Below are 13,216 nucleotides of genomic sequence, written 5' to 3'. Positions count from 1 at the left end.
ATGGTTGCCAATGCAACGAATAATTATGGTGCCTACTTAAATTTCTGGTCGGCATTGCCTTCCGCAAAGAAAGGGTACGATTGCTTAACCAGTTCCTGAAGCCGCGTACGGGCCCTAGCAAAATGAGAGCGTACAGTTGCTTCGTTAAAATTGAGTACATCGGCAATTTCGCGGAGCTGGTAGCCATCGACAACGTGCATCGTAAATACTGTACGATAAATGGGCTTCAACTGTTGCACCAAGGCTAAAATCTCCTCGGCCGAAATCTGATCAATGACCGATTCGTCAATCGAAGGTTCGTGGATATTGTCTAACCCAATTTCTCCGTGAAACTTCTGATTCTTACGGTAGTAGCTGATGGCGGTGTTGACCACGATGGTTCTCAGCCAAGCTTTGAAGGGTTGGTTTAGGTCGTAGCGGTCGAGGTGTTGGAAAACTTTTAAAAAGCTCTCATTCAGGATTTCTTCGGCTTCTTCCATCGACGACGAATACCGCAGACTTATGCCTTTTGCGTACCCGAAAAACTGTTGAAAAAGCATTCGCTGCGCGCGCCCGTCGTTGTTCAGACACGCTCGAATGACGTCTTCTAGGTCATCTTCCGTAAAGTTGGTTTTCTTTCTAAAAAACAAGGTTGTAGCGTTTTTTGGATGGTGATTAGCTGTCTTTATACAATTACCACATACCCGTAATACGCGCCGCTGAGGTGGCGCGTTGCAGCAATGTACGTATTTTTTTTTCTTTAAAAATAATTGATTTTTTATGCCACGCTCCCGAATATCCTGGCGTAATGCTCTCTGAAATCAATCATTTTTAACTAATTTTAAGAGAACCATGAAAAAATCACTTGTTATCCTGTTTGCGCTGTTTGGATTGTTTTTAGTGAGCTGTAACCGCGACGAAGTCAATGCCGTAGAGGAGGATTTAACCGAAATGGTCGAACTGTCGGCGGCGCGTAGTGCGGCGGTGACGGATACCGTTACCAAACAAAAATGCAAAGGTAAATTGACCGAAGTAGCCGCCGCTGATTTGCCCGCTGCTATCACAACGTATATCACTACCAACTATGCGGGGTCTGAAATTCAGTTTGCTGGAAAAGATTCAGAAGGTAAGATTGTGGTAGGCCTTAAATTAGCCGATGGTACGTCTAAAGGATTGCTCTTCAACGCCGACGGGACCTTTAATAAAGCTCTTGAAAAATACGGTAAAGGCGCCAAATTGACGAAGGTAGAAACCGCAGCTTTGCCAGCGGCCATCACGACCTACATCACCGCCAACTATGCAGGCTACGAAATCAAGAAAGCAGGCAAGAATGAAGCAGGCGAATTTTACGTGGCGGTCAAATTGGATACTGCCGTTAAAGTATTAAAATTTGCGGCCGACGGTGCATTTATTGAGGCAACAACCCCTCCTGCCCATCCTGAAGGAAAAGGAAAACGCTCAAAGCATGGTAAATAATCATTGATTTATCTCCTCATTCGGGCGGTCATTCCCCCGAATGAGGAGATTCAACCTCTTTTTTTTCTTTATCCCCACCATTCTCAGTTCATTTTTTTATCACACCCAATCTTCCCGATTATCAGTTATGAAAACTTACAAAAGTCTTCTGTCAATCAGCGCATTGGCGCTTATGCTTATCTTCTCTGGTTGTACCAACAATGAGGTTGAACCAGACCCCGCCGACCAGGTCATTGGGGCCTATTCTGCCACCACTTATTCCGAATCCATTAATGGTGTAGCTCAAAGCATTGACCTGACCAATGCCGTTATCAAAGAAAACGTTGCGATTTCGTTTGATGTAGCCAAAAAAGCTGCAAGTACGCTTACTGTGGTGCTAAGCATCTCTCAGCGCGATAGCACCGGAACCATGCAAACCTACAACGATACTTACGACAGCATTGAGCTTAAAGCGCTTGGAAACGGAAATTTTGAAATGCTGAATGCGGGCACATCCGTGGGCCAAATTGGGAATGGAAACCTATCCCTCGAAGAGACTTACCCTGATACGGATGAATCGGGGAATACCGTTCAGGTAACGGTGAAAATAGCAGCTACCAAAAGTTTATAAAAAGGCTATACCTATCAACTTATGAGAAAATTTCTACCCATCCTCCTCGTGATGGCGGGGCTGACTTCCCACGCCCAAACCTTAACAACCCCCGCTGATTCAGTAGCGGCGATGATTATCAAAGATGAGTTTTATAACAATAAACCGCTGAATGAGGTCATTGCAGATTTGCAGAAAAAATACAAATTCAAGATTGGTTACAATGTTGAGTTGTTGAAAAAGTACCGTGTTTCGTACTGGTTTGACAATACCAAGTTGTTGGATGGAATCAAAGGAACGCTGAAAGAAACCAAAGACCTGACGTTTTACATTGATGATGCCAACGTCATTCAGATTGTGCCTAAAACGGCAACGCAGGTACTCCAAAATGCCCGTAAAGAATTTGATACGCGGTATAGAGGGCAGCCAACCCGCACCAATTTTACGTTGATGGGTAAGGTCGTGGAACGAAAAACCAACGAGAGTATGCCGTTCGCGACCGTAGCGGTGTTGGGCAGCAAAATTGGCGTGCAGACCAACGTGGACGGATATTATACACTCCTAAAAGTACCCTCAGATACCGTAACAATTTTGGTCAGTTATGTAGGTTACAAAAATACTACTGTGCATCTTTCGCCGCAGACACCCCTGCAAAATTTCGTCATCGAAATCGAACCCGGTGAGCAGGAGTTGGAAGAGGTCATGGTTATGGGTGAAAAAACCGAAGTGTTGAAGGCCAATGAAATCGTGGGGATGATAAAAATGACGCCCAAGAACTTGGCGAAATTGCCCAACATTGGCGAGCGCGACCCCTTCAGGGCCTTCCAATTGATGCCCGGTGTGAGTGCTTCTAACGAATCCTCGTCGGGTTTGTACGTGCGCGGTGGCACGCCCGACCAGACACTGGTTTTGTACGATGGTTTTACGGTCTATCACGTTGACCACTTATTTGGGTTTTTCTCCGCTTTTAATTACAACGCCCTCAAAGACATACAATTATACAAGGGCGGTTTTGATGCCAAATTTGGCGGGAGGATTTCGGCAGTGGCCGAAATTACGGGTAAAGACGGCAATAAGAACCAGTTTAACATGGGAGCCGACCTGAGTTTGTTGAGCATGAATGGCTTCATCGAAACGCCCCTCAATAAAAAAACTACGCTGTTGATTGCGGCGCGGCGGTCCTATCAAGGCGCGTTGTATGAGAAAATATTCAGTACGTTTACATCAGAGCGTCAGACAAATGTAACCCAGCCGGGATTGGGCGGACGGCCCGGCGGACCAGGGCGTTTTGGAAATAATGCCACGCAAGATCAAACCGCAAAATCTTATTTTTATGACCTAAACGCCAAACTTACTTGGAATCTTTCGAAGAAAGACATCGTGACGTGGAGCCTTTACAACGGCACCGACAAAATGGATAATTCGTCGGCGTCATCTTTCAATTTTGGGCGACAAACTATCTTTGGGGCTTCTACCTCCACCAATGACGTGTCGGCGTGGGGGAATTTGGGTAGCAGTGTGAAGTGGTCGCGACGCTGGAACGATAAACTTTACAGCAATATGCTGGTCAGTTACTCCAATTTTTACAGTAATCGCGACAATACCCGGAGCGTAGTCAATACCATACCCGCTACCGATAGCACCGTCGCGACCACCCGAAATATTAATATCGGTCAGGTGGAAACCAATGATTTAAAGGATTTTACGGCTAAAATAGATTTTGAATATAAACTTACTCCCCACAACCAACTGGAGTTTGGGGTTCATGCCACGGCCAATACCATTCATTATAATTACGTCCAAAATGACACCGTGAATGTGTTGAGTAAAAACGACAAGGGTACCATTACTTCGTTTTATGTACAGGATCAGATTCGGTTGTTGGACACCAAATTGTTAATCAAACCCGGTATTCGGGCCAACTATTTTGACGTTACGAAGAAATGGTACGTGGAGCCGAGATTGAGCGCAACGTATGCGTTGAACGAGCGCGTAAAACTCAAAATGGCCTTGGGGCGCTATTATCAATTTGCCAAACAAATCAATCGGGAAGATTTGACGCAAGGCAACCGCAGTTATTGGCTGTTGGCCGATGGCGACGCGTTGCCCGTAACGAAGTCCAACCACCTGATTTTGGGCGGAAGCTATGAATTCAGAGAGTATTTGGTGGATGTTGAACTCTATCAAAAAAACAATGTAGGAATTACGGAATATACCCTGCGTTTTGTGCCACAGATTCGGCAAGGACTGAGCGTGCAGGAAACGTTTTTTAACGGAGATGAAACCGTTAGGGGAATGGACGTGCTGGTGCAGCGTAAATTTGGGAAATTCAACGGATGGATAGGATACACGCTCTCCGAAGCGGTTCGGGATGTGACCATTTTTTCGGAGCGGCCCTATTATTCTGACCAAGATGTGCGACACCAGTTTAAGTTTATCGGCTCTTATCGCTGGAAAAACATAGATTTTGCTCTTACGCAAATCATCTCTTCGGGGCGCCCTTATACTTCGATTGTGGGGGCGTATCAAATCAACCTTTTGGACGGTTCTGTTCGGTCTTTTACGATGCCTTCCGACAAAAACGCGAGCCGTTTTTCATCCTACAACCGTTTGGATATTTCCGCTACCTACAATGCCCGTTGGGGGAGTGTGGGGTTGTCGGTGTTTAACCTGTACAACCGCAAAAACGTCTGGTACAAACGGTTTGAAGTAATCACCGAAGGCGATGAGAGTGTGCTTCAAACCACCAACGTCAATTATTTAGGGTTTACGCCCAACCTTACCATCAGTTGGAAGTTGCGTTAGTAATCAGTTTATCATCAGTCGTTTATTAATTGTTGAAAATAATGAAAAAGTATATACAAACGCTCGTGTTTATTACAGGAATTGTCTGTTTGTTAGGGAGTTGTACGGAGACGAATACGGTAGTCAGCTCGGTAGAAAAACCCGTAATTGAGGCCTTTCTAGCGCCGGGTAAACCCATTAGTTTGACCCTGATGACCGTGATTGGGTATTCTGAGTCGGCAGATGCTGCCGATTCCTTGGCCCGTCCGATTGACGGTCAAGCCATCCAAATAAAAGTGAGCGATGGAAGTATCTTTAAGTTGGAGTCGGTAGGGGAAGGGCGGTACGTTTCCAAAAGTACTGAATTGGTCAAATTTGGTTTGACTTACACTTTGGATTTTACCTATAATGGCCTGCCGATTTCGGCCACTACGGTGATTCCTACGCGACCGACGGGTTTTACCTTAAGTAAAAACTTTGTGAATCGTACCCAAATCAATTTAGGTAGCGGGGGCTTTGGCGGGCCCGGTGGTTTTCAGGAAGACCGCACGCCCATTGAAGCTACTTGGGACAATCCCAACGGGGAGTACCATTTTATTGCGTTTATCAACACAGAAGCAAATCCTGAATCCATCGTGATTTTACCGACAGATACCACTGGCACGAATCCGTTTCGGTTTATCAATCGACGGTTTAACAATGAGCCGACCACCGCTACTGTATCAAACATTCAACCCCAATCGTTTCAGTATTTTGGGAAACATTATGCCGTGCTGTATCGACTCAATCCCGACTACGCGGCCTTGTACCGGTCGGCAGGAACGACGACCCAAAACATCAGCACACCACCCACCGCAATCACCAACGGATTGGGGATTTTTACGGGTATAAATGCTGATACACTGTTGTTTACGGTAAATAAGTATTGACAAATTTTTAATGCTTAGAACCCTCTACGACCTGCGAGCTATAAATTCCTGAATGGCCCGAAAAGAGGAATGCCACAACGCAGGCAAGGCCGACAAAAACACCGCAATCAGCGCCAAAAAGCTCAATGCCCATCAAAGTGCAGGCAATGGGGGTATTGGTAGCGCCCGAAAAGACCGCCACAAACCCCATCCCTGCCAAAAGCGCCATGGGTAGAGGAATAAATAGCGACAGTGCGTTGCCGAGGGCTGCTCCGATAAAAAACAGCGGCGTGACTTCGCCGCCCTTAAAGCCTGCACCCAACGTGAAGGTGGTGAAAAGTAGCTTGAGCAGAAAATCGTAGGCGGGCAATTCCTGCTGAAAAGAGGCCACAATCGTCGGAATGCCCAAGCCGATGTATTTGGTAGTACCTAAGGCCCATACAGCTACTGCAATTACAACGCCACCCAGAACGGGCCGCAGCGGAGGGTAGGCGATTTTAGACTTAAAAAAAGTGCCCCAAAAATGCACCGTTTTGGAGAATGCCAACGCGGTCAAACCGAATAAAATGCCCGCCAAAATACTCCACAAAAGCGTGTCGGCGTGTAGCGTTGGCACGTACGGAATAGCGTAGTGCGTATGGGCTACGTTCCATGCGTGGCAGGTATAATCGGCGATGAGTGCCGTTAATAAACTTGGCAAAAGGGCTTCGTAGCGCATTCGGCCCACAATCAATACTTCCAACGCAAAGACCGTCCCTGCCAGCGGAGTGCCGAAAACCGACGCAAACCCCGCACTGATTCCGATGATTAAGACAATTCGGCGGTCATTTGGCGAGAGTTTGAAAAGTTTGCTAAACTGATCGGCAATGGCTCCGCCCATTTGTACTGCTGTGCCTTCTCGCCCCGCTGAACCGCCAAAAAAGTGGGTAACGAGGGTTCCGAAAAGCACCAAAGGGGCCATTTTGAGCGGAATGATTTGTTTGGGACTGTGAAATTCTTCAATCAATTGATTGTTTCCTTTGACTACCTCCTGTCCAAAATAATGGTAAGTAGCACCGACAATGAAGCCGCCGAGCGGAAGCAACCAGATGATCCATTGATGTGATTCGCGCCAATCGGTGACCCAATTTAGCGAAACCAGAAAGAAAGCCGACGCTGAACCCGCTAAAATGCCTACTATCAACGACATAAATAGCCATTTTGCTACAAAAACAACGGTGGTGAATTGTGCTATTTTTGAATAAGGAGAGGGAGTAGGTTCAGTCATTTGTGCCAAGACAAAGTAAAATGAGATACGCCCGTAAAAATAAGGTTTTCGGAAGATAGACGGTTATAAAAATAATTGAGACTGATAATAATGCGTAGAGACTCAGTGAAAGAATTGTATTTCAATTGTGTTATATTTGTTATGAAATAATTTTTTGAAAGTATGTTAGCTGCCAAAAAACCACTTACTAATCTCCAAATTGAGCTGTTACGCTTGTATGCGCATCAGGTAGATGAAAAAGATTTATTGCAAATTAAAGAGCTGATTGGACAGTATTTTGCAAAACGACTCACTCAATTTGCCGATGAAGCTTGGGCGCAAAACAATTGGACGGATCAAGATATGGAAGCTATTTTGAATGACCCAAACCAGTAATGTTTGATGAATATTGTATTGGATACCAATGTTTTACTTGTTGCTTTGCCTTTCATTCAAAGTATTATCCCATTTATCAGGCGTTGTTAAATAAAAGATTTGATTTGTATGTGAGTAACGAAATTTTGACCGAGTATGAAGAGCAAATCAGTCAAAGGTTAGGAATAGAACGCACTAATTTACAGCTTCGAGAATTACTTAATCTCTCCAATGTATATTGTATTGAACCTTTTTACAATTGGCAATTGATTGAAATTGACCCTGATGACAACAAATTTTGCGATTGTGCTGTAGCTTTTGGAGCCGATTACCTTGTCACAAACGACCATCATTACGATATTTTAACATCTATTCCTTTTCCTCCAATTGAGACTCTCAGGGCGGAGAATTTTCTTCAAATGCTGTTTTAAGAACCCCAGAAAAAGCTGATTTGCCATTAAAACCTCTTTTTCTGGGGTAAATTAGTTCATCTCTAAAACTCTACACGATAATTCAACACGGGTATGAGCGGCAATTGGTAGGCAGTTTTGATTTTATCTAAGTTGGAGTCATAATACTGCCCGTAGATATTTTGTCGGTTGGTAACATTTTGTATATCAAGGGATAATGTACTTGTGAAGCCGTTACGGTTGCGTTTCCAACTTACCCGCACATCCGAACGAAAGTACGCGTCTAAAGTTTGGGAATTTGTTTCTGTTTCTACCAAAACGGTTTCTCCTCTCCTGCGGGACGCGGCCAAATCAATCGGCGTGGTTCGAAAACCGCCCACGTAAGTAGTCTTGAGGTTGATACCCAATACATTGTTTTTGCTGCGGCCCATGAGCCATTCTTTGCCTACCAGAAAGTTGCCCGCGCCGCCGCCGTCAAAACGCGTACTACGCCATATTTCATCCGAGCCTGTGTACTCGGATTTAAACACTGAGCCGCTCAGCATGTAGTAAAAATTGTTGTGCAGAAAGCGTTCCAGCGTTAGCTCCAGACCATAGTTGCGGCCTTTACCGTTGTTGGCCAAGCGGCGCAGCTCAAAGCCGTCGGTTATGTTGAGTAGCGAAAACGCATTCCGTTCGTCGGCGCTGACGGGAACGTTGTTGAGTGACTGATAATACGTTTCTATTTTCAAGCGAGTGTGTTCGGTGAGGAGTCGGTCATAAGAAAGTACGAAGTGCTGGGCTTTGGTAAAATCGGTATTGAGATTGGGGTACTCAACGCCCGCGTCGGTGGGCTTGTTGGAATAAAAGTAAAGCGACAACGGATGTACCTGACTGTGACTTCCGTACCCAAACGCCACCGATTGGCCGGGGGCCAAATCCCATTTGAGCGAACCGCGTGGTTCAATGGAACGGCTGTTGTTGAGCATTAACGCCAACGTGTGTACGCCGAGGTTGGCGGTGAGTTTTTCGGATAATTTATAATTGAACTGGGCATACGCCTGAAGCGTAGCGGTTTGGCCGTCGGAAGACAAAAAACGTTCCATTTTTTTCTGCTCGCCATTCCACGATTCACGGAATAAATCATAGGCTTGATGACTCCAAATGGCCCCTGTCCGCAAGGCGAGTCGCGCCGTGATTTTATAATTCAGCGTGCTCGTGAGGGCCAATTTGCGTAGCGTATATTTTGTGTCATACCGAGGCTCCAAGATGTATTCAGAGGTGTAGCGCCGTTGCTGAAATCCATTTTCATAGGCAGAATACAAGACCACTGTTTTGAGAAATGCCTGCTTGTTGAGGTTGATAGAGTGCGTTGCGCCCCAAGCCCCCGTATTGGATTTGAAATTTTCATCGTAACGTTTATCGCCTTCGGTTTGCCACAGGGTAGAGTCGGCCTTCGGGGTGCCAAGGGTGCTACTCAGGCCGCCAAAACCAAACAGCGTAAACTTGCCAAACTTATTGGTAGGTAACGAGATGTTGTAGGAAAGGTCTTGAAAGCGTTGGGCAAAATCCCCCACTGGAAGCCCCAATTTGGATAATAATTCGAGGGTTGAATACCGATAATTGATAAGGTAAGCGCCTTTGTAGTTTTTAGAAAAAGGTCCTTCGGCGGCCACGTCCAAGCCCAAAAGGCCCGCCTGAACCGTGTATTCGCGTTTTTGGTTGTTTCCCTTACGCAGTTTTAAGTCAAATACGCCCGAGAGGGCATTGCCGTATTCGGCGGGAAAAGCGCCCGTCATAAAATCAGAATTGGTCAGTACCTGTGCGCTCAAAATGGAGACTCCGCCGCCCGCCGCGCCCAAGCTTGAAAAGTGGTTGGGATTGGGAATGTCGATGCCTTCCATGCGCCACAAAAGTCCGTTGGGTGCATTGCCTCGGATGACAATGTTGTTGCCGCCATCGTCGGCCGATACCACGCCCGCGTAGGCCGTGGCCATGCGGGCCGGGTCATTGATGGCAGCGGCGTAGCGTTGGGTTTCTTCCACCGAGAAAGTCCGCGCGCTGACGGTAGCCATTTCGTTGAGTGGTTTGTCTTTTTCGACGGTTGGTTTAACGGTGATTTCGGAAAGTTGCGTAATGTCTTCTTCTAATCCAACGTTCAAAATCAACTCTTTGCCTGCGTTGACCGTCACGTTGCTCATGAGCATTTCTTTGTAGCCCATCGACGTGATTTTGAGGGTTTGACGCCCGATGGGCACCTGATTTAATAGAAAATTGCCTTCGGCGTCGGTAATGGTGCCCTTGAGGGGATTGGAGCCGACCAACACCACGGTAGCGCCGACGATAGGCGTTTGGATGTTTTTATCCAAAATAACGCCTCTGATGGTTTGGGTGAGGGTTTGGGCGTGTAAAGAATAAATGAACGGAAAGAGAATGAACGAAGCCATCAAAAACAGGCTTTGTTTCCGATAGAGTTGTGTAAATGGACGATTGTTTTGCATGACTGTGCTGTTGGTTTTACGGAAATTTGGGCAATAAAATCCCTTTCGCAGGAATGTCTGCGTAGCGTAAATGGGCCGCTTGGAATGAATGATTTAGACTAACTGTGCATCTGAAAATGTGAACGTAAAAGTCATTTGTTTTCGTGGCTGTTTGGGAATAAGACACCGCAGGGATTTGATACCCCTATGCCGCAAACAAAAAAAACGCTGCTGGATTCTTCCAGCAGCGTCGTAGGGTAAAAGTGAAGGTTTAGGAAAGTAGTATAAAAATCGTTTAATTACCCGCTTTGAGGATTTTCTTGGTAAGTCGTTTTTGGTCGCCCTCAGCGATGATCAAGTACGAACCCAGTGGTTGTGAACTCAGGTCTAGGGTAGTACTACCGCTGCCATTGTTGATTTCTACATTCCATTCACCCAAGCTAGTAGCCGTGAAATCGGTCAGACGAAGACGGACGTTGCGTGTTTGGCCCCAGCCTTGTAGCATCACTTTTACCTGATTAGCGGCGGGGTTGGGGGCAATAACCACATCCAACGCCAACTCTTCCGCTGGTATCACTTCTTCCGCTGCCTGACGTGCATTTAATGGATTTGGTGTTCCGCCGCTTGCTTTCAGGTTACCACCTCCTAGAATTTGTTGCGTTGTTCTTACACCATTCCAGTTGCTGGCAAACCATAAGCCGCCGCTTTTATTCCAAACCGTGATGCCAATCATATCGGTTGAACCAGGCTCACCATTATCGGTCATCTCAACTTGGAGCGTTGCGTTTCCGTCAACGGCGATGACATTAAGCGGGTCGGTAATATCCTGAATATTTGCTTTACCATTAAAAGTTGCGGTTCCACCAGCGGCAGTCGGCTGTACGGCAAGTGAGGTCATGGCATTGCCTTTTACCTGATAGTAGTGCATTACCCCGCCCTCCATCCGTCTTACGATGGTGTTGATGTTGCCTTGCAGGTTTTTGCCGCTCTTGTTGTATTTTACGTTAAATCCGAAGTTGTTGCGCGTTCCATTGTCACCCGCTTTAACACCCGCAGAGTTTGCCAAAATGAGGTAACCGCCACCCGTAATAAAATCGTTGAGGGGTTTAGAAACGGTGATCACTTCAAAACTTTGGCCAGTGTAGTAACCGTCAATGAGTAATTGGACAGTATATGATTCCGAAGAAGCGTTACCGATGTTTGCGTTGAATGTAGCAGTGGCAGTTCCAGTTTTAGTATCTCCAGGAGTTACATATCCAATCGTGGCAGGAATTGTAATATTGCCCTCAACAATTTTAAACGCGAATGTAGCTTTGGCAATATCACCTGCATTTGCATCGTAATTGGCATTTCCGATGACGGCGGTAATGTCCTGAATGGTAGCGGCCAGTGTGACGGTGGCGGTACTTGATGTGCTGTTGGCGGTTGAGGCAAACATTGCCCCCGTATAAGTAGCTACGGCATTTTCCTTATTGATTGCAAATGGATCGCTGTCGGAGCTGGCACCATAAATACCGTCGCCAGCAAAAGCAGAAGCCACGGTATAATTACCCGGGGCTTGATTTAGGGTAATCGAACTGTTGGCTAACCCGCTGCCATCGGTTGTGGCCGAAGTAGACTGCGCTCCCAGCGTGAAGGAGATATTCTTGCCGCTGATGGGCGTATTGGTCAGATTATCAATCAACGTAGCTTGGATAACAACTGGGTCGGAGTACTGACCGCTTGTTTCGCCCGAATAGGTGAGGGTCGTAGCGCGTCTGTTTACGCTTACGGTGGCGGTGCGCTCATCACTGTTCCCATTGACGTCAGTAACGGTTAGGGTTACGGTGTAGTTTCCTGCCGCGTTGAACGAAGATGGTGATACGCTTTTGGTTTGGATTCCACAGGCATCGCTACTTCCATTATCTACGTCGTTAGCGGTGATGTCTACGGTTCCACCCATTCCCAAAGTCACTGCAATATTTTTGGTGATAACGGTCGGTTTGGTTACGTCCTGAACGGTGACGGTGGCGTTTACGGAATGGCTGTTTCCATCCGGGTCGGTAGCCGTAAGCGTTACTGTATTAGGGCCTACATTAGAGCAATTAAACGTGGTTTGGTTTAAAGCCAACGTAAAGGAGCAATTGTCGGAACTACCGTCATTGACTTGGGCCGCCGTAATAGTAACATTTCCCGAAGCATTCAGTTGTACGGTAATATTTTTAGCAACTGCCGTAGGAGGAATCAAATCCTGTTGTGTAACAGTCGTTTGAGTAGTGACAGTACAGCCGTTGTCATCCTTAACCGTTAGGGTATAAGGGCCAACAGTGAGGCCGCTAAAAGTATTGGAAGATTGGAAGTTAATCCCGTTTTTGCTGTAAGTAAGGGCTCCCGTACCTCCCGAAGCAGTAACGGTGATTGTACCATCATTACCGCCTACGCAGGTTACTTTGGTATTACTCGCCGATGCGTTTAGTTGCGCAGGTTGCGAAACGGAAGCGACGGAAGCCGAAGCGGAGCAGCCGTTTGCGTCAGTGACGGTATAGTTGTAAGGCCCTCCTGCTGGAACGGAGAAGGTCCCCGTGCCGGAGTAGCTGCCCGTACCGCCCGTGGCCGAAACGGTGATAACGGCATTGCCGCCGAAGCAAGCAATCGGCGTGGTTACACTGGCCGATGCGTTCAGTTGTGCAGGTTGCGAAACGGAAGCGACGGAAGCCGAAGCGGTGCAGCCGTTTGCGTCAGTGACGGTATAGTTGTAAGGCCCTCCTGCTGGAACGGAGAAGGTCCCCGTTCCGCCGTAGCTGCCCGTACCGCCCGTGGCTGAAACGGTGATGACGGCATTGCCGCCGAAGCAGTCAATTGGCGTGGTTACACTGGCCGATGCGTTTAGTTGTGCAGGTTGCGAAACGGAAGCGACGGAAGCCGAAGCGGTGCAGCCGTTGGCATCAGTGACGGTATAGTTGTAAGGCCCTCCTGCTGGAACGGAAAACGTCCCCGTGCCGGAGTAGCTG

10 protein-coding genes are annotated in these 13,216 nt (G+C 47.0%); 6 read left to right on the top strand and 4 right to left on the bottom strand.

The genetic code is table 11. The annotated features are described in order from the left end of the window. Positions 1 to 32 precede the first annotated feature (32 nt). Positions 33 to 629, bottom strand: coding sequence for an RNA polymerase sigma factor (locus NCI00_RS01470; protein WP_114460520.1), 597 nt, complete (start codon positions 627 to 629; stop codon positions 33 to 35). 202 nt (positions 630 to 831) lie between these two features. Here NCI00_RS01470 and NCI00_RS01465 point away from each other — a divergent pair, with 202 nt between their 5' ends. The 4 genes from NCI00_RS01465 to NCI00_RS01450 all read left to right on the top strand — a co-directional run bounded on the left by NCI00_RS01465 (position 832) and on the right by NCI00_RS01450 (position 5,757). Further along, the gene (locus tag NCI00_RS01465) at positions 832 to 1,455 is read left to right on the top strand and encodes a PepSY-like domain-containing protein (RefSeq protein ID WP_253524241.1); all 624 of its coding nucleotides are present in this window, start codon (positions 832 to 834) and stop codon (positions 1,453 to 1,455) included. Between the two features lie 127 nt (positions 1,456 to 1,582). After that, positions 1,583 to 2,065 carry a hypothetical protein gene (locus NCI00_RS01460; protein ID WP_253524239.1) on the top strand — a complete coding sequence of 161 codons (483 nt, stop codon included), beginning with the start codon at positions 1,583 to 1,585 and terminating at the stop codon, positions 2,063 to 2,065. A gap of 21 nt (positions 2,066 to 2,086) precedes the next feature. Continuing rightward, on the top strand, positions 2,087 to 4,849 hold the full coding sequence (locus tag NCI00_RS01455) for a carboxypeptidase-like regulatory domain-containing protein (protein ID WP_253524237.1): 2,763 nt from the start codon (positions 2,087 to 2,089) through the stop codon (positions 4,847 to 4,849). A 41-nt stretch (positions 4,850 to 4,890) separates the two neighbouring features. Next, the gene (locus NCI00_RS01450; protein WP_253524235.1) at positions 4,891 to 5,757 is read left to right on the top strand and encodes a DUF4249 family protein; all 867 of its coding nucleotides are present in this window, start codon (positions 4,891 to 4,893) and stop codon (positions 5,755 to 5,757) included. 7 nt (positions 5,758 to 5,764) lie between these two features. Here the strand turns inward: NCI00_RS01450 and NCI00_RS01445 are convergent, their stop codons facing one another. After that, positions 5,765 to 7,003, bottom strand: coding sequence for a voltage-gated chloride channel family protein (locus NCI00_RS01445; protein WP_253524233.1), 1,239 nt, complete (start codon positions 7,001 to 7,003; stop codon positions 5,765 to 5,767). 162 nt (positions 7,004 to 7,165) lie between these two features. On the opposite strand from NCI00_RS01445, the gene NCI00_RS01440 reads away from it, so the two are divergent. Together NCI00_RS01440 and NCI00_RS01435 are read left to right on the top strand one after the other, a co-directional pair. Further along, positions 7,166 to 7,378, top strand: coding sequence for a DUF8507 family protein (locus NCI00_RS01440; protein ID WP_253524231.1), 213 nt, complete (start codon positions 7,166 to 7,168; stop codon positions 7,376 to 7,378). Then, the gene (locus NCI00_RS01435) at positions 7,378 to 7,788 is read left to right on the top strand and encodes a putative toxin-antitoxin system toxin component, PIN family (RefSeq protein WP_253524229.1); all 411 of its coding nucleotides are present in this window, start codon (positions 7,378 to 7,380) and stop codon (positions 7,786 to 7,788) included. The genes NCI00_RS01440 and NCI00_RS01435 overlap by 1 nt, the downstream gene beginning before the upstream one ends. Before the next feature lie 62 nt (positions 7,789 to 7,850). Here the strand turns inward: NCI00_RS01435 and NCI00_RS01430 are convergent, their stop codons facing one another. Next, positions 7,851 to 10,247 (bottom strand): TonB-dependent receptor, encoded by a 2,397-nt coding sequence (locus tag NCI00_RS01430; RefSeq protein ID WP_253524227.1) that lies wholly within the window; start codon positions 10,245 to 10,247, stop codon positions 7,851 to 7,853. Positions 10,248 to 10,521: 274 nt separating this feature from the next. Further along, a partial coding sequence (locus NCI00_RS01425) for a beta strand repeat-containing protein (RefSeq protein ID WP_253524225.1) occupies positions 10,522 to 13,216 on the bottom strand: 2,695 nt, incomplete at its 5' end.

The organism is Runella salmonicolor (genome assembly GCF_024158025.1).
GTDB lineage: Bacteria > Bacteroidota > Bacteroidia > Cytophagales > Spirosomataceae > Runella > Runella salmonicolor.
Note: the sequence above shows the minus strand (reverse complement) of the source record. Positions and strands in the feature narration are given on the sequence as shown.